Genomic DNA, 23,312 nt, shown 5'->3' with positions numbered 1-23,312 from the left:
TAACGTAACCATGCCGTCTAATGCCAGACACCACCGCAAGGACTTTTGCCAATGCCTGCCATCCGTTCCAAGATAAAGCCCACCTCCGACGCCTTCGCTGCCAATGCCAAACGCATGTTGGGTCTGCTGGCCGAAGTCCAGCGCCTGGAGGGGCTGGTGATTGCCGAATCCGAATCCAAACGCGACAAGTTTGAGAAGCGCAGGCAGTTGCTGCCACGGGAGCGGGTCGCCCGCCTGCTGGACCGCGGCACGCCGTTTCTGGAGATCAGCCGCCTGGCCGGGCTGAACATGCACGATGACGACGGCAAGAAGTCGGTGATGGGCGGTGGCTCCATTGTTGGTATTGGTGTGGTGGCCGGCAAGCGCTGCATCATTTCCGCCAGCGACAGCGCCGTCAAAGGCGGCACCGTGGCGCCCATGGGTCTGAAAAAAGGACTGCGCGTGCAGCAGATTGCACAAGAGAACAAACTGCCCCTGATCTCGCTGGTAGAGAGCGGTGGTGCCAACCTGATGTACCAAGCCGAGATCTTTATTGACGGTGGACGCACCTTTGCCAACCAGGCGCGTATGTCGGCCATGGGCCTGCCGCAGATTGCGGTGGTGCATGGTTCGTCCACGGCAGGTGGCGCGTATTTGCCAGGTCTGTCGGACTATGTGATTCTGGTGCGCGGTCGCTCCAATATCTTTCTGGCCGGGCCACCGCTGGTCAAGGCTGCCATTGGCGAAGACTGCACGGAAGACGAACTGGGCGGCGCCGAAACCCATGCCCAGGTCACCGGCCTGGGTGAATACCTGTGTGAAGACGATGCCCACGCCATCGCCATGGCACGCGAAGTGATGGACAAGCTGCGGTGGGACACGGTGCCAGCGGCAGCCGCGTTCGCCGAGCCACTGTTTGATGAACAGGAGTTGATGGGCATAGTGCCCGCCGACGAGCGCGAACCCTACGACGTGCGCGAAGTCATCGCCCGCCTGGTCGATGGCTCGGACTTTCTGGAATTCAAGGCCGAATACGGTGCCGAGACGGTGTGTGGCCACGCCCGTGTGCAGGGCCACCTGGTCGGCATACTGGGCAACAACGGACCGATACAACCCACGGGTTCGACCAAGGCCGCGCAGTTCATCCAGCTGTGTGACCAGAGTGGCACACCGCTGGTCTTTTTGCAGAACACCACGGGTTATATGGTGGGTTCGGCGGCGGAGAGGGGCGGCGCCATCAAACACGGCAGCAAGATGATCCAGGCGGTTGCCAATGCGCGGGTGCCCAAGTTCACCTTTGTACTGGGTGGCTCTTACGGCGCTGGCAACTACGGCATGTGCGGTCGCGGATTCGACCCGCGTTTCATATTTGCCTGGCCCACGGCGCGCACGGCGGTCATGGGTGGGGCGCAGGCGGCCAAGGTCATGGATATCGTCAACCGCGCCAAGATCGAGCGCAGCGGTATGGAGGCCAATGAAGAGGCCCTGGCTGCCATGTCCGACGGCCTGCGCCTGCGGCTGGACAAGGAGTCGGCCGCGCTGTTTGGCACGGCCCGCCTGTGGGACGACGGCATCATCGACCCGCGTGATACGCGCCGCATTCTCGGGCTGGGTTTGGCGCTGGCGGCCGAGGCCGAGCAGCGCAAGCTGCATCCCAATACCTTCGGCGTTGCCCGCATGTAAACCCAAACCCACACCAGAACACCACCATGAAATTCACCCCCGAGCACGAACAAATCGCCGACACGGTCCGCAAATTTGTTGCGAAAGAAATCAACCCCAACCTGCCCGCATGGGAAGCAGCAGGCATCTTCCCCGCCCACGCGTTGTTCAAGAAGATGGGTGACCTGGGCCTGTTGGGCATCAAATACCCCACCGAGTTCGGTGGCCTGGGGCTGGACTTCAGCTACTCCATGGTCATGGCCGAGGCGCTGGGTGAATGCAGTGCCGGCGGTGTGCCCATGGCCATTGGTGTGCAGACGGATATGTGCACACCCGCACTGGCTCGTTTTGGCAGCGACGCGTTGCGCCATGAGTTTCTGGCACCCAGCATTGCCGGCGACATGGTGGGTTGTGTGGGAGTCAGCGAGGCAGGTGGTGGCTCGGACGTGGCAGCGCTGAAGACCACGGCCCGCAAGGATGGTGACGACTACATCATCAACGGCTCCAAGATGTGGATTACCAATGGCATGCAGGCTGACTGGTGCTGCCTGCTGGCCAACACGTCAGAAGGTGCTGCGCACAAGAATAAATCGATGATCGTGGTGCGCCTGGACAGCCCTGGCGTGACGCGCCAGAAGATCGAGAAGATCGGCATGCACTCCAGCGATACGGCACAACTCTTCTTTGACAACGTGCGTGTGCCGCAGAAGAACCTGATCGGCCAGGAGGGCATGGGTTTCATGCTGCAGATGCTGCAGTTCCAGGAAGAGCGCCTGTATGGCGCGGCCGGTTGTCTGCGTTCGCTGGATCGGCTCATTGACCAGACCATTGAATACACGCGCCAACGCCAGACGTTTGGCAAACCCATCCTGCACAACCAGGTCGTGCACTTCCGCTTGGCCGAGCTGCGCACCGAGGTGGAAGCCCTACGCGCCTTGACCTACCGTGCGGTGGAGCAGTACGTGGGTGGCAAGGATGTGACCCGACTGGCCTCCATGGCCAAGCTCAAGGCCGGGCGTTTGAGCCGCGAGGTGGCCGACAGCTGCTTGCAGTATTGGGGTGGCATGGGCTTCACCGCCGACAACCCTATCGCCCAGTCCTACCGCGATGGCCGCTTGATCTCGATTGGCGGCGGTGCGGACGAGATCATGCTGGGCATCATCTGCAAGTTTGAAGGCACCCTGCCCGGTAAAGCGTGAATATGCAAGTTGCGACAAATGCTATGAATTTGGTAGCTGTTCAATCAGAACGGACGGGGGCTACCCTGCATATTCGCTTAAACCGCCCAGACGCACGCAATGCGATGTCGCTGCAGATGGTGGCCGAGCTGCGCCAGGTGCTGCGCGACGCGGAAGCCACCAGCGGCACGCCCGATGCGGTGCGTGTGGTGGTGCTGCGCGGTGCTGGTGGCCATTTCTGCGCCGGGGCCGATTTGAAGGACATGGCGGGTGCCCGCATGCGTGCCCTGCAGGCGCCCACCGATGGAATGGACCCCATTGCAGAAGTCAACGCCGCATTCGGCGAACTCTGCGTGGCCTATGCGCGGACACCACTGGCCGTGGTGGCAGTGCTGGAAGGCACGGTGATGGGCGGCGGTTTTGGCCTGGCCTGTGTGGCCGATGTAGCCATCGCCAGCGAGACAGCGCAGTTCCGGCTGCCCGAGACCTCGCTGGGCGTGGTGCCGGCGCAGATCGCGCCTTTTCTGGTCGAGCGCCTGGGTTATTCGCAGGCCAAACGCCTTGCGGTAACCGGTGGCCGGCTGGATGCGGCCGCTGCCTTGCGCCTGGGGCTGGTGCATGCTGTGGTCGATACGGCCGATCTGCAAACGGAGCTGGACAAAGTGTTGGCCGACATCCTGGCCTGCGCACCCGGCGCACTGGCTGACACCAAGGCGCTGATGGCCCAGGCCCGGCTGCGCGAACCGCAGGATCTGGTCCAAGCTGCCGCAGCCATCTTTTCCCGCGCTGCCAAAGGCCCCGAGGGGTTGGAGGGCATCGCCGCCTTTATGCAAAAGCGCAAACCGAGTTGGGTACCAGCATGAGACGTTTCAACACACAGAGTTGCGCGTGGAGTCTGGGCGGCGGAGCGCTTTGCTGCGTGTCCCCGGCCCGCTGCGCGGGCTCCTCCTTTACCTACGCAAAGCGCTCTACCACCCAGACTCTTAGGAAGGTGTTCGATGTTTAGCAAGATTTTGATCGCAAACCGCGGGGAGATCGCTTGCCGCGTCATCCGCACCGCGCGCAAGCTAGGTTATCGCACGGTGGCCGTGTTCAGCGATGCGGACCGCAATGCCCCCCATGTGGCGCTGGCAGATGAGGCCGTACATATTGGCGCGTCGCCGGCGGCCGAGTCCTATCTGCGTATCGACACCCTCCTGGAGGCCGCACGCAAGACCGGTGCGGACGCCGTGCATCCGGGTTATGGCTTCCTGAGCGAAAACGCGGGCTTTGCACAGGCCTGCGTCGATGCAGATCTGGTCTTTATCGGCCCGCCCGCCAGCGCCATTCAAGCCATGGGCGACAAGGCACTGGCCAAGCGTCGCATGTTGGACGCCGGTGTGCCCTGCGCACCGGGTTACCTCGGAGCGGATCAGGGCGACGCGGTGTTGACCGCCGAGGCCGAGAAGTTGGGTTACCCGTTGCTGGTCAAGGCTGTGGCCGGTGGCGGCGGGCGCGGCATGCGCCTGGTGCGCGCCCAAGCTGAATTGCAGCAAGGTATTGAAGGCGCACGCCGCGAAGCCTCCAGCGCCTTTGGCGACGGCACGCTGATGCTGGAGCGTCTCATCGACAACGGCCGCCATATCGAGATTCAGGTCTTCGCCGACGCCCATGGCAACGCGGTTTACCTGGGCGAGCGCGACTGCACGGCCCAGCGCCGTCGCCAGAAGGTCATTGAAGAAGCGCCGTCGCCGGTGGTCACACCCGCCATGCGCGCCGCCATGGGCCAGGATGCCGTGGCCGCCGCGCTGGCCGTTGGCTACCGCGGTGCGGGCACGGTGGAGTTCATCGTAGATGACAAGCTGAACCACTACTTTCTGGAGATGAACACCCGCTTGCAGGTGGAGCACCCGGTGACGGAAATGGTGACGGGCTACGACCTGGTGGAATGGCAATTGCGTGTGGCGGCGGGAGAACCCTTACCCGCCCAGCAGGCCGACATCACATTGACCGGCCACGCCATCGAGGCCCGCCTGTATGTAGAAGACCCCTACACCGGCTTTGCGCCGCAAACCGGCACCGTGTTGTGGTGGCAGCCCGCGAACGCCCTGCATGCTGGTGTACGCGTGGATGACGGCATTGCCCAGGGTAGTGTGGTCTCGCCGTATTACGACCCCATGGTTGCCAAGATCATTGTCCATGGCCGTGACCGCGACGATGCCATCCGCCGCCTGCGCGCGGCCCTGGCCAACACGCCCTTGCTGGGCTTGAAAAACAACGGCCGCTTCCTGAGCGACCTGGTGGACCACCCGGCCTTCCGCAAGGCGGAGATGACAACCACATTGATCGACCAATGGTTGGATAAGGGCGAGGCGCTGTTGCAGGCGCCGGTGCCAGGCGACGAGGTGTGGCGCGTCGCCGCGATGGCCATGGCGATGCGTGCCGGAAACAGTTGGCGCGCCAACAGCGTGGCCGCTTTTGATCTGAAGCTGCAATGCGGTGAGCCGGTGCGCAGCATCCGTGTGCGCCCGGACCGCCAGGGTGGCGTGGCGCTCACCTTGGATGGCGCGACCCAGGACGCCCAGGGGCTGGAGTTTGCGCAGGGCCGGTTGCGCTATGCAGTGGACGGCGTCACCCGCAATGCCATTGCCGTGTTTGCCGGCACCACGCTGCACCTGGCGCTGGACGGGCACACGTATGTATTCGCCGAGGTCTCACCCTTCCCGGATGCCGATACACGCAAGGACGCCAGCAAGGCCCGTTCACCGGTGGCCGGCAAGGTTACCCAGGTGCTGGTGTCGCCGGGCGCCGCGGTGCAGGCCGGCCAGCAACTGCTGTGTGTGGAAGCCATGAAGATGGAAATGTGGCTCTGCGCCGAAGCTGCTGGCGTGGTGCAGGCCGTGCACGCCAAGGCTGGTGAGCAGGTGGAATCGGGCGCGCTGCTGGTGGAACTGGACATCGCTCCAACACAAAAGAAGGAAACATAAAAATGGAAAAAGCCATACTGACCTGCGCGCTGACCGGCGTGCTGACCAACCCCAAGCAGCACCCGGTGCCAGTCACCCCCGCACAAATGGCGGCCGAAGCGCGCGACGCCTTCAACGCCGGTGCTTCGGTAATGCATGTGCATGTGCGCAACCAGGAGGAGGGCATGGGCCATCTGCCGTCGTGGGACCCGGAGGTCATGGCTTCGGTCACAGGCGCCATCCGCGAAGCCTGCCCCGGCGTCATCATCAACCTGACGACGGGTGTTGTTGGCAAGGACATATCTGGTCCTCTGGCCTGTATACGTCGCGTCAAACCCGAGATCGCCGCATGTAATGCCGGCAGCCTGAATTATTTGAAGATCAAGGAAGATGGCCAGTGGGCCTGGCCGCCTATGGTGTTTGACAATCCTGTCGCCAAGGTCCAGCAGTTTCTGGACGTGATGGCCGAGTGCGGCACCCACCCGGAGTTCGAATGTTTTGACGTGGGCATCGTGCGCTCGGTGGGCATGTACATCAAGGCCGGCATGCTCAAGCCCGAGATGGGCCGCGCCGAATACAACCTTGTCATGGGCGTGGCCTCTGGCATGCCCTGCGACGCCGACCTGCTGGCCCTGTTGCCCCAATGGATGGCGCCCAACAGCGTCTGGCAGGCCACGCTGATAGGCCGGTCCGAGATCTGGCCCGTGCACCAGAAGACGGCAGACTTGGGTGGCATGTTACGCACCGGCCTGGAAGATACTTTCTATCTACCCAATGGTGAACGGGCCAGTGGCAATGGCGCCCTGATTGCCGAATTGGCCCAATGCGCCCAGCGCGCAGGCCGTGCCATTGCCAGCCCGCAGGAGGCCCGCGCCATGTTGGGTTTGAAAACCTAAAAGCGGTCCCAAAAACCTGTGCTATAATTTTTTGCTTAGCGGCTGTAGCTCAGTTGGATAGAGTACTTGGCTACGAACCAAGGGGTCGTGGGTTCAATTCCTGCCAGCCGCACCAAATGGATTGCCCTAGAACAGCAATGTTCTAGGGCTTTTTCATATCCAGACCGGGTTGCCCATGAGCAAGGCTTTCACCAAAGAGTCCGACAACAACGCAGACGGCGATGACGACGATCTGCAACTGCCCCCCATTCCCGGTGGCGGCAAGAACTACATCACCCCCAAAGGCTACGCCGCGCTGCGCAACGAGTGGCTGGACCTGATGGACAACGAGCGTCCCAAAATCGTCGAGGCCGTGTTCTGGGCTGCCAGCAATGGCGACCGCTCCGAGAATGGCGACTACCTGTACGGCAAAAAACGCCTGCGCGAGATCGACCGCCGTATTCGTTTTCTGACCAAACGCCTGGAAATTGCCGAAGTCACCAACCCATCCGTCCACCACGGCAACGACCAGATTTTTTTTGGCGCCACCGTGACCTATGCGGACGAATCGGGTGAGGAGCGCACCGTGACCATCATGGGCATTGACGAGGCCAATAGCGCGCAGGGCGAGGTGAGTTGGATTTCGCCCATCGCCCGCACCCTGCTCAAGGCCCAGACGGGTGACGTGCTCAAGCTGGTGATGCCTGGCAAGGTGGAAGAGATTGAGGTCCTGAAGGTCAGCTACCCGGCGCCCGAAGTTAGTTAAAAGATCCTCAGCCCCCGTAATTGGGCACCGCCACCTTGCGGCGCTCCGCCCGCATCACCGACGCCGTGCGGCTCAGGTTGCGCAGCACGACTGCAAGATGCGCCGTGTCGCGCACGCCAATTACAAAACGGAAATCCACATCTTCCTGCGCGCCTTCGCTGCCCATGTCGATGTGCACGATGTCGGCCTCCGCAGCGGCCAGCGCCGCCGCCACCTTGGCCAGCACACCTTTTCCATTTTTGGCGGTGACCATGACGCCGGTTTCGAACGAGCGCACCGGCTCGTCGGACCAGTCCACGTTGATAAACCGCTCGCTGTCTTTGTACAACAGCTTTTTGGCCACCGGGCAATCGTGCACATGCACCACCAGGCCTTCGCCGCGGCCCAGGTAACCGACGATGCTGTCGCCCGGTATCGGCCGGCAACAGGTGGCAAATTGCACGGAAGCGTTTTCGCTGCCATCCAGAGTGATGGAGCCCTGGGAAGTGGACTCGTGGGCGGTAAAACGTTCGCGTGTCAGCAACAGCGCGTCGGGTTTTTGTCCGCTGTCGGCCAGCAAATGCACCAGGCGTTTGGCGACGATATGGGCGATGCGTTTGCCCAGGCCAATATCGGTCAACAACTCTTGGCGATTCTTGCTGCCGGTAAAACGCAGCAATTTCTCCCAAATCGGTTCGTAAATGGGGTCCAGCTCTGCATCCGGGAACAGGTCTATGCCCTCTGCCCGCAGGGCCTGCACCAGCAACTTTTCGCCCAGTTCTTCGGACTCGGTGTGCGCCATGGTCTTCAGGTGGTGGCGAATCTTGGAGCGGGCACGCCCCGTGCGCACAAAACCCAGCCAGGCCGGGTTGGGCGTGGCCATGGGCTCGGTCAATACTTCGACAACGTCGCCATTTTTGAGTTCGGTGCGTAACGGAACCTGTTCGCCATTGATGCGTGCAGATACGGTGCGATCACCGACGTTGCTATGGATGGCGTAGGCGAAATCCACAATGGTTGCGCCGCGTGGCATGGCCATGATCTGGCTCTTGGGTGTGAACACATACACCGCGTCGGGGAAAAGGTCCACCTTCACATGGTCCCAGAACTCGCCAGCGTCCCGGGTTTCGTCCTGAATATCGAGCAGGGATTGCAGCCATTTGGTGCCCAGTCGGTCGGATGGCGCGTCTTCCGGGTTGTTTACCTTGTACAACCAATGCGCCGCCACACCAGATTCGGCCACCACATGCATGGCCTCGGTGCGCATCTGGAACTCCACATTCACGCCGGACGGACCCACCAACGTGGTGTGAAGGGACTGGTAACCGTTGAGCTTGGCAATGGCAATATGGTCTTTGAACTTGCCGGGCAATGGCTTGTACAACTGGTGCAATACGCCTAACGCCGTGTAACAGTCGATAACGGTTGGCACAATCACCCTAAAACCGTAGATGTCGGTCACCTGGGCAAAGCTCAGGTGTTTGCTGTCCATTTTTTTGTAGATGGAGTACAGCGTTTTCTCGCGTCCCGCAATACGCACCTGGATGCCAGCGGCGGCAAAGGCGGCTTCCACTTCCTTGTCCACCTTCTGGATCAGGTCGCGTCGGCGGCTGCGGGCCTTGGTGACGGCCTTGGACAGCGTGGTGTAGCGCCAGGGTTTCAGGTAACGGAACGACAGGTCCTGTAGCTCGCGGTAGGTCTGGTTCAGGCCCAGGCGGTGGGCGATGGGGGCGTAGATTTCCAGCGTTTCGGATGCGATGCGACCCCACTTGCTGCGCGGCACGTCGCCCAAGGTGCGCATATTGTGGGAGCGGTCGGCCAGCTTGATCAGGATCACGCGTACATCGCGCGCCATGGCCAGCAGCATCTTGCGGAAAGATTCGGCCTGGTTTTCTTCGCGGGTGTTGAACTGCAGCTTGTCCAGCTTGGTTAGGCCATCCACCAGCTCCGCCACCGGCGAGCCAAAACGTTCGATCAACTCGATCTTGGTGACGCCGCAGTCTTCCAGTGAATCGTGCAGCAGGGCCGCCATCAGCGCCTGGGCGTCGATCTTCCACTCTGCGCACTGGGCGGCCACGGCAATCGGGTGGGTGATATAGGGCTCGCCGTTGTTGCGCAACTGGCCCAGGTGGGCCTCGTCGGCAAAACGGTAGGCTTGGCGCACCTTCTCCAGGTCTTCGGGCGATAGGTAGTCCAGCTTGGACACCAGCCCGGCAAAACTGGCGGCTGCGGCATTGGCTGCAGCGTTGGCAACGGCCGGGTCCAGCACGGACTCGGCACTGGCGCCCGCGGTGGAAACGTCTTTGCGCGGTGGTGGTTTGACAGGGGTACCCATGGTGTAAATGTAGCGTGCCCTAAAAACATTGGCGGCCCAACCCGCCAATAGGCCAAAAAAAAGCACCGCATGCGGTGCTTTTTGGGGAGCGCCAAGGCTCAGAGGGGGACTTTTTTCAGCATTTCAATGCCGATCTTGCCTGCAGCGATTTCGCGCAGGGCGGTCACACCAGCCTTGTTCTTGCTCTCGATCTTGGGCGTGTGGCCCTGGTTCAGCATGCGGGCGCGGTAAGTGGCCGCCAGCACCAATTGGAAACGGTTGGGAATCTGCACCAGGCAGTCTTCTACAGTAATACGGGCCATGGAGTTCTCCGAAAGACTAGGGGATAAGCAACGCTTTGAATGTTTCGGCTCGGGCACGACGCTGCGCTGCAAATTTGAGCCGCTGGGAGTGAACAATGGCCTTCAAATCGAAAAGCGCACGGTCAAACAGCTCGTTGATTATAACGAAGTCGAATTTCCCGGCCTGGGCGACCTCGATTGCGGCGTTTTTCATGCGCACGTCTATCACTTCGGGCGCATCCTCGCCCCGGCGTTCCAGCCGGGAGCGCAGCTCTTCCCAGCTGGGTGGCAGGATGAAAATGGAGATGGCATTGGCGAAGATGCTTTTGATCTGGATGGCGCCCTGGTAGTCGATTTCCAGTATCACGTCGGCGCCCTGGGCTATGCGGTCTTCGATGGCGCGCTTGGAGGTGCCGTAGCGGTTGTCGTGGACCTTGGCCCATTCCACGAAACTGTTGGCGGCGACCATGGCGTCAAATTCCTGCTCGGAGACAAAAAAGTAGTCACGCCCGTGCTTTTCCTGGCCCCGTGGCTGCCGCGTTGTGTGCGACACCGACAGCTGCAAGTGGGAATCCAGCTCCAGCAGGGCCTTGACCAGACTCGATTTTCCAGCCCCACTGGGGGCGGCGACGACAAAAAGATTACCGGGGTAGTCCATAACGGGCGCAGCGGCGGTTTGAAGATCGCCCTATTCTATGTTCTGAACCTGCTCGCGCATCTGCTCGATCAGCACCTTCATATCTACCGAGATATGGGTCAACTCCAGCGCGGCAGACTTGGAACCCATGGTGTTGGCCTCGCGGTGCAGCTCCTGAATCAAAAAGTCCAGCCGTTTGCCGATCTCGCCGCCTTTGTTGATCAGGCGTTCGATTTCGTCCAGGTGAGAGCTCAGCCGCGTGATCTCTTCCGCCACGTCGATGCGGATGGCAAAGGCCGTGGCCTCGGTCAGTGCCCGGTCCTGCGCCGCCTCGGGCAGGGTGGCGCCGTCCGTCAGCGCCATGGCCTCTTTCCAGCGGGCCAGGAATTTCTGCCGGTTTTGCTCCACAAGTTGGGGGATCAGCGGAACGGCCTGTTGTGCCAGGGCGCGCAACTGGCTCAAGTGGTCCAGCAGCATGGTGGACAGGCGGGCGCCTTCACGCTTGCGTGAATCCAGCAGGGCTTTCAGTGCCTTGTCGGCCAGGGGCACCACCACAGCGGCCCAGTCATATGAGCCGGTTTGCTCGGCGCTGGAGAGGCGTATCACATCGGCCACGCTCAGCGGCGTGGCGGTGGGCAGCCAGGCCTTGACGTTGTCTTGCACGGCATTCAGGCGTTGCAGCATGCGGGGCGAAGGTTCGGCTATGGTGCTGGCGGCCTGCATCTCGATGGAGGCGCGCACCTCGACCTTGCCGCGCTTCAGGGCGCCTACCAGCAGGTCACGCAAGGCTGGCTCAAACTGGCGCAAATCTTCGGGCAGGCGGAACGACAGGTCAAGGAAACGGCTGTTGACCGAGCGTATCTCCAGACCCAGTTGTCCGGCAGGGGCTTTGGCCTCGCCGTCGGGTGTGGTGGCGCCTGTGCTGTGCTGTGCACTGGCGTAACCTGTCATGCTATAAACTGGCATTGCTTATTCTCGGTTCATGAAACGGCCCTGAGAATAACCCGGTTCAGACGGATCAGACAGGCGTGTAACTCTTAATTTATGTCGAAGGTCAAACCAGCACCCCTACCCCCCGACACCACCATTGGCGGCTACCGCGTCATTCGCAAAGTGGCAGCGGGCGGCTTCGGATTGGTGTACCTGGCGCTGGACGCCGATGGCCAGCGTGTGGCCGTCAAGGAATACCTGCCCTCGTCGCTGGCTACCCGAGCACCCGGCGAACTGCTGCCCCAGGTCCAGCCCGAAAAACTGTCGTTGTACCGCCTGGGTTTGAAGAGCTTTTTTGAAGAAGGCCGCTCGCTGGCGCAAATCTCCCACCCGTCGGTGGTCAGTGTGCTGAACTTCTTCCGCGAGAACGAAACGGTTTATATGGTCATGAACTACCTGGAGGGCGCCGCCCTGCAGGACTTCATCGTCACTGCGCGCGACCTCAAGCAAAGCAAGGTGTTCCGCGAGTCCACCATCCGCTCCCTGTTTGACGAAATCCTGCGCGGTCTGCGCATCGTGCACCAGCACAAGATGCTGCACCTGGACATCAAGCCGGCCAATATCTTCATCACCGACGACAACAAGTCCGTGCTGATCGACTTTGGCGCCGCGCGCGAAGTGCTGAGCAAAGAAGGCAACTTCATCCGCCCCATGTACACACCCGGCTTCGCCGCGCCCGAGATGTACCGCCGCGACGCCTCCATGGGCCCGTGGACCGACATTTACGCCATTGGCGCCTGTATTTATGCCTGCATGCAGGGCTTTCCGCCCAACGAAGCACCGCAGCGCCTGGAGAAGGACCGCATTGCCGTCGCACTGGCCCGCCTGCGCGGCGTCTATTCCGACAACCTCATCGAGGTGGTGGAGTGGTGCATGTCGCTGGACCCGCTGTCCCGGCCGCAATCCGTCTTTGCCTTGCAAAAAGAGTTGAGCCGTGAGGGCGAGCGCCGTTACACCAAGTTGAGCGTGGGTGAAAAAGTGCGCATGCAGTTTGACACCATGGTGACCGACACCAAACGCAGTGTGTTGGGTGTCTCTAACGTGGGTGTCAAACCGAAATGACAGCCCCCACGCTCACTACGTTCCCTGCCCCCCGCGGGGGCGTTGACCTCCTTGAGGCGGCTCTGCGAAGGTCAATATGAAATTCTCTGTATTCCAGATCAGCCGCAAGGGCGGCCGCGAGAAGAACGAAGACCGCATGGGGTATTGCTATACCAAGGCGTCTGGCTTGTTTTTGCTGGCCGACGGCATGGGTGGCCACCCTGAGGGTGAAGTAGCGGCCCAGATGGTGCTGCAAACCATCTCCGCGCTGTACCAGAAAGAGGCCAAGCCCGAGATCGAGGACCCCAAGGCCTTCTTCAACATGGCCATCATGGCCGCCCACCGCCAGATCCTGCGCTACGCCGCGGAGAAGCATTTGATGGACACGCCCCGCACCACACTGGTGGCGTGTATTGTGCAAGGCAGCGCAGCCCACTGGGTGCACTGTGGCGATTCGCGCCTGTATTTTGTGCGCCATGGTGAACTGCTGGCCCGCACGCGTGACCACTCTTATATAGAGCAGCACCAAGACGCCAAGCCCGACGTGCCGCTGCCCGACAAGTTCAACCGCAACGTGTTGTACACCTGCCTGGGCTCGCCGACCAAACCCGTGTTTGATGTGACCGGCCCGGTGCAGCTGCAGCAGGGCGACCGCATCCTTCTCTGTTCGGATGGCCTGTGGGGCAGCCTGGAAGATGCTGACATCGTCTACCAATTGGGCCAAAAACCCGTTGGCACCGCCGCACCCGAGCTGGTGGAGCGCGCACTGCTCAAGGCCGGCGCCAACAGTGACAACGTAACCGTGATCGCCATGGAGTGGGAGACGCCCGATTCGTTTGAATCCACCCGCGGCAGCATCTCCACCGATTCCATTGACGACGGCGTGTTTGCCTCTACCGTGCAGGCCGGTTGGCTGGACTCCACGGTGGACGATCTGGACGATGAAGCCATTGAACGCTCCATCGCCGAGATCAACGAGGCCATCCGCCGCTCTGCTGCCCGCAAGGCGTAGTAGCCGCCGCCGCGCTCACCACCACAAACGGCGCGGGCATAGCTGCTGCGCCGTTTTTTGCTTTTACAGTTTTCTTTTGGGATATCTATGACCGAATTTGCCCGCTCCAGCGCCCGCGCAGCCGACCAATTGCGCCCCGTGCGTATCACCCGCAGCTTCACCATCCACGCCGAAGGTTCGGTGCTGATCGAGTTTGGCAACACCAAGGTCTTGTGCACCGCGTCGGTCGAAGAACGTGTACCGCCGCACAAGCGCGGCAGCGGCGAGGGTTGGGTGACGGCTGAATACGGCATGTTGCCCCGCGCCACCCATACCCGCAGCGACCGCGAAGCCGCGCGCGGCAAACAAAGCGGCCGCACGCAGGAGATCCAACGCCTGATCGGCCGCTCCATGCGCGCCGTGTTTGATCTGAAGAAGCTGGGCGAACGCACCATCCAGTTGGACTGCGATGTGATCCAGGCCGACGGTGGCACGCGCACCGCTGCCATCACCGGCGCCTTTGTCGCGGCGCAAGACGCCGTGAATGGTTTGCTGAAGGCCGGCAAGATCACCGAGTCACCCATCACCGCAGCAGTGGCCGCCATCAGCGTGGGCATTGTGCAGGGCACACCGCTGCTGGACCTGGAATACACCGAAGACTCCGCGTGCGACACCGACATGAATGTGGTGATGACCGGCGCCGGCCATTTTGTCGAAGTGCAGGGCACCGCGGAAGGCGTAGCCTTTACCCGCGCCGAGATGGACAAACTGCTGAGCCTAGCCGAAAAGGGCATCACCGAGCTGATGGACCTACAGCAGCGTTCACTATCAATTTAATAGCGATATCGTCATATTTATCGGGGGCTACAGCCTCAAAATGCTTAGAAGACTTTTATGAAAATCGTTCTCGCATCCAACAACAAGGGCAAACTGGCCGAGTTGCAGGCCATGCTGACACCGCTGGGCTGCACGCTGGTGCCCCAGGGCGAGCTGGGTGTGCCCGAGGCGCCCGAGCCCTACCGCACGTTTGTGGAGAACGCGCTGACCAAGGCGCGCAATGCCGCGCGCCACACCGGTCTGCCCGCGCTGGCCGATGACGCTGGCCTGTGCGTAGACGCCTTTGGTGGACTGCCGGGGGTGGATACGGCCTACTACGCCACGCAGTACGGCTATGAAAAAAGTGACGACAACAATGTGCTGGCCCTGTTGGAGCAGATGCGCCACATCGACAACCGCCGCGCTGCCATGGTCAGCACGCTGGTGGCCGTGCGCAGTGCGGACGACCCTGAGCCGCTGATTGCCGTGGGCCGGGTGGTGGGCGAGATTGCGCGGGAGCGGCTGGGCAGCAATGGTTTTGGCTTTGACCCGGTAATGTGGATACCCGAATTTGGGCAGACCTTTGCGCAGTTGCCGAATGAGGTGAAGAATGCTCATAGCCACCGGGGGCGTTCGGCCAAAGCCATGTCGGCGCTGATTCGTGAGCACTGGCTGGCGTCATGAAGAGCAGCACTATGCCGGCAGCTTTGCGCTCGCCAGGAGCCTGGGCGGCAGAGCGTTTTGCTCCGTGTCCCCCGCCCGCGTTGCGGTCTCCTCCTTTTACCTGCGCAAAACGCTCTGCCGCCCAGGCTCCTGGGGTGTGGGCGTGATTCCGATCAAGCTCGCGAATACCACGCAGGATGCGGCTGTGGTGCACGACATCCAGCACTACATGCGCCCCGGCACGCTGCAGCTGGCCGCGCTGCCGCCGCTGTCGTTGTACGTGCACCTGCCCTGGTGCCTGAAGAAGTGCCCCTACTGCGATTTCAACTCGCACGAACAACCCGGCAGTGGTGAACTGCCCGAGCAGCGGTATGTGGACGCGGTGATTGCCGACCTGGAAGCCGCCTTGCCGCTGATCTGGGGCCGCAGCATCCACAGCATCTTTATCGGCGGCGGCACGCCAAGCCTGTTTGCGCCGGCCACGATTGACCGGCTGCTGGGCGACATCCGTGCGCGGCTCAAGCTGGAGGCCAACTGCGAGATCACGATGGAGGCCAACCCCGGCACGTTTGAGAAGGACCGCTTCCGAGCCTTCCGCCAGGCGGGTGTCACGCGTCTGTCCATCGGTGTGCAGAGTTTTAACGATGCACACCTGAAAGCCCTGGGCCGTGTGCACGACCGCGCGCAGGCGCTGGCGGCGGTGGAAGAGGCCGCGCAGTCGTTTGACACCTTCAACCTGGACATCATGTACGCGCTGCCCGGCCAGACGCTGGAGCAGGCGGGGGAGGACATGGCCCTGGCACTGACGTTCGCGCCGCCCCATATCTCCATCTACCACCTGACGATTGAGCCCAACACCTACTTCGCCAAGTTCCCGCCGGTGATACCGGAAGACGACACGGCCTACGCCATGCTGGACCACATCACCGACCTGACCGGCGCGGCGGGGCTGGAGCGGTATGAGGTGTCGGCCTATGCCAAACAAGGCCACCGTTGCAAACACAACCTCAACTACTGGCAGTTTGGTGATTACCTGGGCATTGGCGCGGGTGCGCACACCAAGCTCAGCTTTGCCCACCGCGTGGTGCGCCAGGTGCGCTTCAGGGAGCCACGGCTGTACATGGACCACGCGCTGGCCGGCAATGCGGTGGCACAAGACGATGAGGTGGCGCGCGCCGACCTGCCGTTTGAATACATGCTCAACGCACTGCGTCTGCGCAACGGTTTTGGCCTGCGCGATTTCACCGAGCGCACCGGCCTGGCGGTGACCGCCATCGCCAGTGCGCTGGAAGAGGCCGAGCGCAAGGGCCTGATCGAACGGGACTTTGCCCGCGTGCGGCCCACGGTAAAAGGTTACGATTTTCTGAGTGACTTGCAGGCGCTTTTCCTGCAAAAATAGCCCATGTTTTCGGTCTACGGCAAAGCTGGTCGCACCTTCAGGGGCACGCTGGAAGAGCTGCGCCAGGTGGGCCCCATCACCCGGGCCACCCGCACCGCTGTGGTGGCGCCCATTGGCATGGACCCGCAGGACCAGAACCCCAGCCGGTTTGCCGACCTCTTACCCGCCCAGACGCCACCCGCACCGGTGGACGTGGCCCACCGCACCGCCCTGGCCGCCTACGAGCAGACCCGCAATCCCGGCCTGCCACGCCACCCGCTCACCCGTGTCGACGCGGTCATGAGCAGTGCCGTGGTCACCATTGCCGACACGTCTACCGTAGAGCAGGCCTGGCAGGTGCTGGCGCAGGGCAACCTGGGCCAGGCGCCTGTGGTGGATGCCCAGGGTCTGTTGATTGGCCTCTTCACCCGCGCCGAGCTGTTGCGGCCCGAGCGGCTGCCCGGGCCGAATGATCATTCCGAAGCCTGGGCCGAGATGCTGGCGCAAAGCGTGGTGGACGTGATGTGGACCCCCGTGCCCAGCGTCTCCAGCGACGCCGACATCCGCCGTGTGGCCCGTGTGCTGCTGGATTCGGGTCTGCCCGGTTTGCCGGTGGCCGACGATGACGGCCGTGTCATTGGTTTTGTATCGCGATCCGACATCCTGCGCGCCGTGGTGGCCGACCCACCGCTGGATCTCTGGACCTAGCCCCGCTTGGTGCGCCCGGAGCCTACTGCACGCAGGTCTTGCCAATAAAACGGGTGCAGGGCCTGACGGCTGGCACTGTCACGGGAACCCTGGTGTTGGTGACATTGGGCGCCATCGGAGACAGCGGTGGCATGGCCGTAGCGGGTCTGGCCAAGCCGGGTGGGGTGCCAACGTTCAGCGAATTGACCGGGCTGATATTCGCAGCGCCTCTGCCACCAGGAGTTGCACCGTGCGTCGCACCGGCACCAGACTGCGGCGCCGGATTGCTGCGGTTGCCGCCGAACACGTTTTGCGCAGGGGTGGCCAGCGTCACCGACCCGGCGTTTGCACCCCCTACAAAATTCACCTGCTGGGGTGCCAATGCCGCCACCTGGTTTCCGTTCGCCACACTGGCCGTGCCCACCAGCAAACGCTGGTAACTGCCGGGCGCGGCGGCACCACCCGGAGCACCGGCGGGGCCTGTGGGCTTGCCATCGGGTTTGACCACGGCGGACTCCAGGTCTGCCCCCTTGAGGCTGACCGTGGCCGCGCCGGATTGCAGTGTGAAGTTGGATATCTTCTTGTTGTCCATCAGCTCTGCGCCTATCACCCGCGCGGTGCCGCTGATCAGCCCCACCACCGGTGCCTTGCTGCCAGACCCGGCCAGCGCGGGTGTGATCTTGAGCTCGGATTCCGGGCGCATGCCGATCAGGCTGCCGTCGGGCAGCACCACCTGGGAGATGGACCCGGCCGGCGTTACCAAACGCTCACCCGTTTGCAATACATCCCCTTTCACCGCCGCGCGGGCCACACCGGTTTCGCCCACGATCTGGGTGCCGGGCTGCGCAAACAACACAGTGCCCGCGGTCTCTGCGGCAACACCGTTCGCAAGTACAAGGGCCGCAAGTGTGCAACCCGTGAGCTGTAGGAAGTGGTTCATGGCATGGCTCCAGCAATCGGTTGAAACTATCTCTGCGTGGGGGCGGGTGGCGGCGCGGTCGGTGCAGTGGGCGCAGTTGGCGCAATGGGTGCAACAGGGGTTGGTGTGGTGGTCCTGGGCGCCGTTGGGGTGATGGCTTGCACCACTGCGCGCTTTTGCTCGGGCGTCAACACCGTATTGGTTCCGGTAGCTGTGCCTGTTGCGGCAGGCGCGGGTCGGGTGGGAGCGGCTATGGGTGATGTTGGGTTGATCGGGGTGTTGGGCGCAGCCGCTGGGGGGGCAGTATTTGGGTTGGTAGGCGCTGTACCGCTGCCGCCACCGGCCGCCTGCGCTTCGCGCCGCGCCGCGACCGACGGCCGCATCAGCGTGCCCGCGCCTGCGCGTCGGTTGCCGTCTGCGCCCGCTCCATCTTTGGCATCGCGGGCGTCGGTCTTCAGGTCCAACTTGTAAAACTCGGGGATTTTCAGCAAGACCTGGGGCGGCACGTTGGCCGCCAACGGTACAAATCCCACATCACCGCGCCGCAGCGCCAGCACGCTGCCTTGGCTGGATATAAAGGTCTCCCCATCGTTTACCTTGTCGTACAGGCCGGGTGGGGCCTGGGTCTGCAACTGTGCCTCGGGCGTGTCCAGCACCAGCACTGGCTCGTGGTCGGTCCCGCGGATGCCAATGGTGGCCGTGCTGGTGCGGATTTGGTAACCATTGGGGTTGCTGCGCCCTATCAGCCCGGTGATGGAGCGAAACCCGCCCTGCAGCAACGACACCAGGAAGTTGGATTTGGCCGGCTCCTTTTGGTCATGCTCAAAGCGGTCCAGCACCATGACCGTGTTGGGGCGCACTGAGATGTAGCCCCCGTCATGCAGGCGCATTTGCACCAGCGAGGCGTCCGCGGTCTGCACCTTGTCGCCGGCAAACAGTTCAGCGCCTTTGACCAGCACACGCTCCCGCGCCTGCAGGTCAATGGCCTTGGCCTGGCCGGCGACCGACATCACGACGCCCGCACTGTTTTGCGCCCATGCCGCGTCCAGCGCCAGCAGGCACACCACGATCAGCAGAAAGCGGGCGCGCCAGGACCGCAGGGTATGGCGCGCGGCAGCAAAAGGGACAGAGCTTGTGGGCTTGAGCATGGCAATGGGGCGTTGGGCCATATCAGTAATCCAAGCGGATGTTGACCGAGAAATCGTTCTTGTCATAGGTGTACAGCTCCGCATTGCTGGTGTTGCGCGTGGCGCTGAATTGCGGCCGCACCGACAGGCCCTTGCCCACGGTCATGCTCATGCCCAGCGAGATGTCATACAAAGACTCCTCGCGGCTGACCAGGTACAGGCTGTTGGTGCCGGCGTATCTGGAATACATGGCCCCCAGCGATGCATAAGCCCCCAGCTTTTCTGCAAAGCTCTTTTGCAGCGTCAGCCGCGGGCCGTAAAAGCGGCGGTCACCATCGTCACGCCCGCCCACCGCGCGCTCCATGCCGTAGGCCCCGGTCAGGCTGAACACCGCGCTGCCGTCACCCAACGATGTCAACCAGCCCGCAGACAGCGTGGTGGTTTGTGTGTCCTGGCTGCTGTAGATAGGCAACTGGTATTTGGCATCGCCATACGATGCGCCCAGTGAAAACTGGCTGCGGCTGTTCAGCGCCATGCGCCAGTCCAGGGTGGCACCCAGCGTGTCACGCAGGCGTGACCGGTTCAACACGTATTGCCCGGCCGCCAAGCCACCGCGCAGCAGCCAACTTCCGCCGGTGTAGCTCAGGCCCAGGCTGCCGTCCAGCGTGGCGTAGTCAGAATCTGCAAACTGCTGGTAGGCCCGGCCCCGGTAGTCGGCACCCGCGTACAGGCCCCACTGGTCGGTCAGCTGGTGGTTGATCTCACCACCCAGGCCCAGCGTGCTGTAGTTGTCCTGTGTTTTCTGGCCGGTGGGCGGTGCGGGTACATACAGGCCCACCGATGGCAGGTTGACCTGGGTCAACGCGGTTGCGCTGCCAATGTTGCTATCGGCACCCACACCCACTTCGGCATAGGCGCTGGCCACGGTGCGCTTGTTTTTCGCACGCGCCTCGGCCGCCTTGGCATATTGCTCTACCGCGCTGCGCAGGTCGGGCGGCAGGTTTTGGATGGACAACACCGATTCAAACTCGATCCGGGCGCGGCCATAGTCGCCCAGCGCCAGGTAGGCGCGGCCCATGTCGGCCCGCACACCGATGTAGTCTGGCGTGACCGCCAAAATGCGCTCGTAGACAAAGCTGGCCTTGCTGGGGCGGTTGCTCTCCAGCGCGGCGGTGCCCAGCAGGTAGTCATACACCGGGTCACCGGCACCGGCTACCTCCCACGGCTCCAGCAGGGCATAAGCCTCTTCGTACTGGCTGGCCTTGAGCAGTGCCTCGGCCTTTTCCAACAGGCCCTGGTCCACATTGGCCCAGGCTAGCGGCGTGAACAGCGCCATACACAACAGCGCCACAGCGCTGCGCTGCCACCGTGTGACGCCGCCAACATTCGGATAGGCCATGCCAAGAGTCCTTTCACAGCCCCTGCACACCGCGGCGGGGCTTGTTAGTGTCTAGATGGAGACAGTATAGAAAGCCGGGCGGGGCTTGGGTAGAAAATTTACCGGAACACATTTGCTATGAAAACGATAGCTATACAGTGATATTCTTCGGGGGCTAGAGGCCAATTTCGCTAAAATGATTGTGCTGCAAGCCTACATTGCACTTCTCCCTATATCCCTATGCACCATCTCCTCGCCTTTGTGTTGTTCACGCTTCTGAGCCTGCCCAGCCATGCGCAAATCTTCCAGTGCAGCCCCGGCGTCTACACCGACAAACCGTGTGAAGGCGGTGCAAAAGTTGCCGCCACCAAAGACGCCAAGTGGGCGGGCGGCAAGCTCGACTTCCAGATGCACCTGAAGCACTACACCGTGCATGGCAACAGCTACCACCAGGTATTCGCCAACATGATGCAGGCAGGCCCGTTCCAGGGCTTTGCGCGGTGGCAGGTGCTCAAGACGTATGACACCAAACCCGCTGGAAAGGGCTGCACGCTGGAAAACCTGGTCATCACCATCCGCGGCGAAATTCTGATGCCCGAGTGGGCCGAAAAATCCAGCGCACCCTCTGCAGACCAGGCCTACTGGAACGAATCGTACAAAGGCCTCAAACTGCACGAAGACGGGCACATCCAGCATGGCAAGGAATTTGCCATCTTGCTCAAAGAGCGTTTGCTGGGGCTGGGCGTGGTGCCGTGTGCAGAGTTGGACGCCAGGGCCAACCAGACCCACAACACGCTCTATTCAAACCTGCAGGCGCGGGATGCGGAATATGACCGCCGGACTAGCCATGGGTTGCGGCAGAACAACCAGCAGTAGATCATTGGGATAGCAGCAGGAGCGCGATGTTGTTACTTTCGAACAACACTACATGCGGTCACTCGTGTCGGAAATCGCTTCGACTAACTAATGGATGGTTGGCATATTCTCATTACTTGCAACCGACCGCTCCCGATGGGGGGTCAGCAATCTGGAGTGCGGATACAGTATTGATTGTTCACAGCCGCAAGGGGTTTAGTTTCAGCATCGCGCTGTTTGCTCAGTGCCTTCTCATGAGCGCCACCGCAAATGACGGTGGTGCTGTCCTTGCTAAAAAATTCAGGCGCCTTGATCGGCGGAGTCAATGATGATTAGTTCACTGAAAAAGTTTTTCAACGCCGACAAGAAGGGGCGTAAAACCTCCAGCCCAGCCTTGCCTAAGCGCTCTATTCCACAGTTGGACCGAATCGCGAGTTTCTTTTCCCCGGTTTTTTGGGGCGTAGAGAAGTACACGGAGTTTTCCAAAGCGGTGAAGGATTTGACGGAAATGATGCCCGACGGTTATCACGCCTCTGATAACTTCATCACGTGGGGGCGAAACAATTCGATGTTCGATGACCAGAAGTTCGTACAAGCCTGGGAGTCAAATGCTGAATCGTTCGTAGACAAGGGCATTGTGTGGCGCCGATACATCTTGGCAACGTCGGCCTTTCATTGTGTTCAACTCGACGGTGATTTTGTGGAGTGCGGTACCTACACGGGCGTTGGTGTGAAGACAGTTGTTGACTATCTTGGAGGAAAGAACTTTCCCAAGCAATTTTGGGCCTATGACGTCTTTGAACACCAGGAAGGAATGGAGAATATTCCATTGCCGGAAGTTGGCCACCAGCTCCATGAACGTGTTCAGCGAAAGTTCGAGGGCTACCCGCAAGTGCGCATAGTCAAGGGTCTCATCCCCGACTCCTTCGAAGGCAACTGCCCAGACCGTATCGCATACTTGCACATAGACCTAAATCAGGCACCTGCGGAAGTTGCTGCACTCGATTACTTGTTTGATCGAGTGGTGCCTGGGGGCATTGTTATCCTGGACGATTACGAATGGGCTATGGTCTACCGCCCGCAGAAGCTGGCGGAAGATGAATGGTTTGATAAACGGGGCTATCGCGTTGTGCCATTGCCGACTGGACAGGGAATGGTCATCAAACGATAGGTTTGTTGTCGCCATATCCTTATCGTGAGCACTTTGTGCTGACAAAGAGTGTGGGACAGCGATGGGTCTGGACGCGACCTCGGGTTGGGGCGGAAGCAGACTTTCGTTTAGATGTTTCAATAGACTTCAGCGATCGCCGTTACGTTGGCCTTATGCATGGCGCGTGGCTCGTGTAGTGTGTTGACTTCCACCGAAATCTGAGCGGCCTGGTGTGACAGTCCATCCTGTGTAAACACGGTAATCGTGATTTGGCTCAGCGGACACGGCTGTGGTACTGAGTGTCACAACGCGTCAAGCAAAACAGTGGGGAGAAGGTCCCAACTGGCCGGAAACCCTTGAGGAACAAGCCCCGGTGGCGGAAGCTGTGAGATTCGAACCCTTATCTAAACCGAAATCCAGTTCAAGTTCGATGTGACTGAGTGTCTACCAGGCAAAACCAACGGGAATATTAGATGCTCATTTGTGCATCTAATTCGGAAGCTGTGAGATTCGAACTCACGGAGGACTCACATCCTCGCCGGTTTTCAAGACCGGTGCCTTAAACCGCTCGGCCAAGCTTCCAACCTATATTTTAGCCCACGCCGAGGGCACTTTCCCCATCACAAAGCGCCATAGCGACTCTGTGGCATTGTTAATGTTGGACGAATCTGACTAAGTCA

At 61.4% G+C, this 23,312-nt stretch carries 21 protein-coding genes and 2 tRNA genes; 15 read left to right on the top strand and 8 right to left on the bottom strand.

Annotated features, from left to right (window positions below):
• Nucleotides 1-51: 51 nt before the first annotated feature.
• From HZ993_RS09235 to greB, 7 genes are all read left to right on the top strand, one after another.
• A complete protein-coding gene (locus tag HZ993_RS09235; RefSeq protein WP_209397306.1) occupies nt 52-1,662 on the top strand; it encodes an acyl-CoA carboxylase subunit beta in 1,611 nt (536 codons plus the stop codon).
• A 26-nt stretch (nt 1,663-1,688) separates the two neighbouring features.
• Complete coding sequence (locus HZ993_RS09230; protein WP_209397304.1) at nt 1,689-2,840, top strand: acyl-CoA dehydrogenase family protein; 1,152 nt, start codon at nt 1,689-1,691, stop codon at nt 2,838-2,840.
• A gap of 2 nt (nt 2,841-2,842) precedes the next feature.
• Nucleotides 2,843-3,682, top strand: a complete 840-nt coding sequence (locus HZ993_RS09225) for an enoyl-CoA hydratase/isomerase family protein (RefSeq protein ID WP_256440973.1) — start codon at nt 2,843-2,845, stop codon at nt 3,680-3,682.
• Between the two features lie 135 nt (nt 3,683-3,817).
• Nucleotides 3,818-5,785, top strand: coding sequence for an acetyl/propionyl/methylcrotonyl-CoA carboxylase subunit alpha (locus HZ993_RS09220; RefSeq protein WP_209397300.1), 1,968 nt, complete (start codon nt 3,818-3,820; stop codon nt 5,783-5,785).
• Nucleotides 5,786-5,787: 2 nt separating this feature from the next.
• The gene (locus HZ993_RS09215) at nt 5,788-6,660 is read left to right on the top strand and encodes a 3-keto-5-aminohexanoate cleavage protein (RefSeq protein WP_209397298.1); all 873 of its coding nucleotides are present in this window, start codon (nt 5,788-5,790) and stop codon (nt 6,658-6,660) included.
• Between the two features lie 38 nt (nt 6,661-6,698).
• Nucleotides 6,699-6,775: transfer RNA gene (locus tag HZ993_RS09210), tRNA-Arg, on the top strand.
• Nucleotides 6,776-6,835: 60 nt separating this feature from the next.
• Nucleotides 6,836-7,405: a transcription elongation factor GreB gene (gene greB, locus HZ993_RS09205; protein WP_209397296.1), complete on the top strand. Its 570-nt coding sequence runs from the start codon at nt 6,836-6,838 to the stop codon at nt 7,403-7,405.
• Nucleotides 7,406-7,412: 7 nt separating this feature from the next.
• Here greB and HZ993_RS09200 read toward each other — a convergent pair whose 3' ends face one another.
• The 4 genes from HZ993_RS09200 to HZ993_RS09185 form a co-directional block, all read right to left on the bottom strand.
• On the bottom strand, nt 7,413-9,719 hold the full coding sequence (locus tag HZ993_RS09200) for a bifunctional (p)ppGpp synthetase/guanosine-3',5'-bis(diphosphate) 3'-pyrophosphohydrolase (protein ID WP_209397294.1): 2,307 nt from the start codon (nt 9,717-9,719) through the stop codon (nt 7,413-7,415).
• Nucleotides 9,720-9,817: 98 nt separating this feature from the next.
• Nucleotides 9,818-10,021 (bottom strand): DNA-directed RNA polymerase subunit omega, encoded by a 204-nt coding sequence (gene rpoZ / locus HZ993_RS09195; protein ID WP_209397292.1) that lies wholly within the window; start codon nt 10,019-10,021, stop codon nt 9,818-9,820.
• Nucleotides 10,022-10,037: 16 nt separating this feature from the next.
• On the bottom strand, nt 10,038-10,658 hold the full coding sequence (gmk, locus tag HZ993_RS09190) for a guanylate kinase (RefSeq protein WP_209397290.1): 621 nt from the start codon (nt 10,656-10,658) through the stop codon (nt 10,038-10,040).
• A 30-nt stretch (nt 10,659-10,688) separates the two neighbouring features.
• Complete coding sequence (locus HZ993_RS09185) at nt 10,689-11,603, bottom strand: YicC/YloC family endoribonuclease (protein WP_209397288.1); 915 nt, start codon at nt 11,601-11,603, stop codon at nt 10,689-10,691.
• A gap of 78 nt (nt 11,604-11,681) precedes the next feature.
• Between HZ993_RS09185 and HZ993_RS09180 the strand changes: the two genes are divergently transcribed.
• From HZ993_RS09180 to HZ993_RS09155, 6 genes are all read left to right on the top strand, one after another.
• Nucleotides 11,682-12,689: a serine/threonine-protein kinase gene (locus tag HZ993_RS09180; RefSeq protein ID WP_209397286.1), complete on the top strand. Its 1,008-nt coding sequence runs from the start codon at nt 11,682-11,684 to the stop codon at nt 12,687-12,689.
• A gap of 76 nt (nt 12,690-12,765) precedes the next feature.
• A complete protein-coding gene (locus HZ993_RS09175; protein WP_209397284.1) occupies nt 12,766-13,680 on the top strand; it encodes a PP2C family serine/threonine-protein phosphatase in 915 nt (304 codons plus the stop codon).
• An 87-nt stretch (nt 13,681-13,767) separates the two neighbouring features.
• Complete coding sequence (gene rph, locus HZ993_RS09170; protein ID WP_209397283.1) at nt 13,768-14,496, top strand: ribonuclease PH; 729 nt, start codon at nt 13,768-13,770, stop codon at nt 14,494-14,496.
• Nucleotides 14,497-14,553: 57 nt separating this feature from the next.
• Nucleotides 14,554-15,159, top strand: coding sequence for an RdgB/HAM1 family non-canonical purine NTP pyrophosphatase (gene rdgB / locus HZ993_RS09165; protein WP_209397281.1), 606 nt, complete (start codon nt 14,554-14,556; stop codon nt 15,157-15,159).
• A gap of 208 nt (nt 15,160-15,367) precedes the next feature.
• A complete protein-coding gene (gene hemW, locus HZ993_RS09160; protein WP_245213971.1) occupies nt 15,368-16,537 on the top strand; it encodes a radical SAM family heme chaperone HemW in 1,170 nt (389 codons plus the stop codon).
• Between the two features lie 3 nt (nt 16,538-16,540).
• On the top strand, nt 16,541-17,224 hold the full coding sequence (locus HZ993_RS09155; protein WP_209397280.1) for an HPP family protein: 684 nt from the start codon (nt 16,541-16,543) through the stop codon (nt 17,222-17,224).
• 22 nt (nt 17,225-17,246) lie between these two features.
• Here HZ993_RS09155 and HZ993_RS09150 read toward each other — a convergent pair whose 3' ends face one another.
• From HZ993_RS09150 to HZ993_RS09140, 3 genes are read right to left on the bottom strand one after another with little or no spacing between them, the layout of a single operon-like run.
• Entirely contained in the window at nt 17,247-18,143 is an 897-nt protein-coding gene (locus tag HZ993_RS09150; protein WP_209397279.1) for a FecR domain-containing protein, read from the bottom strand.
• A gap of 26 nt (nt 18,144-18,169) precedes the next feature.
• Nucleotides 18,170-19,291, bottom strand: coding sequence for a FecR domain-containing protein (locus tag HZ993_RS09145; RefSeq protein ID WP_209397278.1), 1,122 nt, complete (start codon nt 19,289-19,291; stop codon nt 18,170-18,172).
• 1 nt (nt 19,292) lies between these two features.
• Nucleotides 19,293-20,648, bottom strand: a complete 1,356-nt coding sequence (locus HZ993_RS09140) for a tetratricopeptide repeat protein (protein ID WP_209397277.1) — start codon at nt 20,646-20,648, stop codon at nt 19,293-19,295.
• Nucleotides 20,649-20,867: 219 nt separating this feature from the next.
• Between HZ993_RS09140 and HZ993_RS09135 the strand changes: the two genes are divergently transcribed.
• Together HZ993_RS09135 and HZ993_RS09130 are read left to right on the top strand one after the other, a co-directional pair.
• The gene (locus tag HZ993_RS09135) at nt 20,868-21,503 is read left to right on the top strand and encodes a DUF922 domain-containing protein (protein WP_209397276.1); all 636 of its coding nucleotides are present in this window, start codon (nt 20,868-20,870) and stop codon (nt 21,501-21,503) included.
• A gap of 307 nt (nt 21,504-21,810) precedes the next feature.
• Nucleotides 21,811-22,653 carry a TylF/MycF/NovP-related O-methyltransferase gene (locus tag HZ993_RS09130; RefSeq protein ID WP_245213889.1) on the top strand — a complete coding sequence of 281 codons (843 nt, stop codon included), beginning with the start codon at nt 21,811-21,813 and terminating at the stop codon, nt 22,651-22,653.
• 474 nt (nt 22,654-23,127) lie between these two features.
• Here the strand turns inward: HZ993_RS09130 and HZ993_RS09125 are convergent.
• Nucleotides 23,128-23,214: transfer RNA gene (locus HZ993_RS09125), tRNA-Ser, on the bottom strand.
• Nucleotides 23,215-23,312 lie beyond the last annotated feature (98 nt).

It is taken from the genome of Rhodoferax sp. AJA081-3 (assembly GCF_017798165.1).
GTDB lineage: Bacteria > Pseudomonadota > Gammaproteobacteria > Burkholderiales > Burkholderiaceae_C > Allorhodoferax.
This window is presented reverse-complemented; position numbering and strand designations above follow the sequence as displayed.